Source organism: Moorena sp. SIO3I6 (genome assembly GCF_010672095.1).
Genome location: NZ_JAAHHU010001396.1, coordinates 1 through 1,334 on the forward strand (window position 1 = coordinate 1; position 1,334 = coordinate 1,334).

General features: G+C 47.7%; 2 protein-coding genes and 1 pseudogene. All 3 read left to right on the forward strand.

Annotation, left to right across the window (positions count from 1 at the left end; genetic code table 11):
* Positions 1–187: pseudogene (locus tag F6K49_RS49645) on the forward strand (efflux RND transporter periplasmic adaptor subunit); the annotation flags it as partial.
* Positions 188–389: 202 nt separating this feature from the next.
* Entirely contained in the window at positions 390–731 is a 342-nt protein-coding gene (locus F6K49_RS49650; RefSeq protein ID WP_293110170.1) for a hypothetical protein, read from the forward strand.
* 18 nt (positions 732–749) lie between these two features.
* Positions 750–1,334, forward strand: a 585-nt coding sequence (locus F6K49_RS49655) for an efflux RND transporter permease subunit (protein WP_293110172.1), incomplete at its 3' end; no start/stop codon positions are given.

A 1,334-nucleotide genomic window follows, 5' to 3' on the forward strand; every position in this document is an offset into this window, starting at 1 on the left:
TAGCGCTATCGTTTATCGACTCGAAGCAGATAACACCGTAAAATCACAGCCAGTGGTCATGGGAGAACTCCTCCCTGATGGGCAAGTAGAAATCAAGAGTGGTTTAGCCCCAAGCGATCGCATTGTAGTCAAAGGTGCTGCTTTCCTCAAAGACGGCGATCGCGTCCAAGTTTTAGAAACTCAATAAAAGCCTTGAAAGTTAACAAGTTACAGATTCATTAAGGGTTGAAAGGAACGCAGGTTACAGGTTCGATGTTGATTAACCGTTGAAAGTGAGGCGGTTACAAGTGGCATCTTGAGCCAATAACCTTGGCCTATTGGCCACGCGATCGCGTTCAACCAACTAACCTTGGCCTATTGGCCACGCAATCGCGTTCAACCAAATAACCTTGGCCTATTGGCCACGCAATCGCGTTCAACCAACTAACCTTGGCCTTTCGGCCACGCTTCGCGAACAACCAACTAACCTTGGCCTTTCGGCCACGCTTCGCGAACAACCAAATAACCTTGGCCTTTCGGCCACGCTTCGCGAACAACCAACTAACCTTGGCCTTTCGGCCACGCTTCGCGAACAACCTTCAACCTTGGCCTTTCGGCCACGCTTCGCGAACAACCTTCAACCTTGGCCTTTCGGCCACGCTTCGCGAACAACCTTCAACCTTCAACCTTCAACCTTCAACCAATTAACCTTCAACCTTCAACCAATTAACCTTCAACCTTCAACCGATTAACCTTCAACTCTTTATCAGATGTCCTTTCACGTCTCCTCTTGGTCAATTAAAAATCCGGTTGCTACTCTGGTCATGTTTCTGGTTTTAGGAATAGTCGGTCTATTCTCCTTTAAGCAGTTGGGAATTGATCAGCTTCCTAATATTGATCTTCCAGCGGTGATGGTTACTGTTACCCAGCCAGGGGCAGGACCGGCAGAACTGGAATTCCAGGTAACCAAAAAAGTTGAAGATGCTGTTGCTAGCCTTGGAGACATTGACCAAATCCGCTCCACCGTTACTGATGGCAGATCCAGCACCGTTATCAATTTTGTCCTGGGAACTGATAGCAATCAGGCAACTAATGATGTACGCAATGCGGTAGCTCAAATTCGTCAAAGTTTGCCCCTAGATATTAACGAACCTATTGTCAAACGGTTAGAATTTGCCGGGGGTTCAGTGATGACCTATGCGGTAGCTTCTGACAAACGCTCAGTGGAGGAGTTGAGTGATCTAGTTGACCGGAAAATTAGCCGTGATCTAGTTAATGTACCGGGAGTTGCCCAAATTGATCGACTCGGAGGAGTTGACCGGGAAATTCGAGTTGACCTTGACCCGGCTAGATTA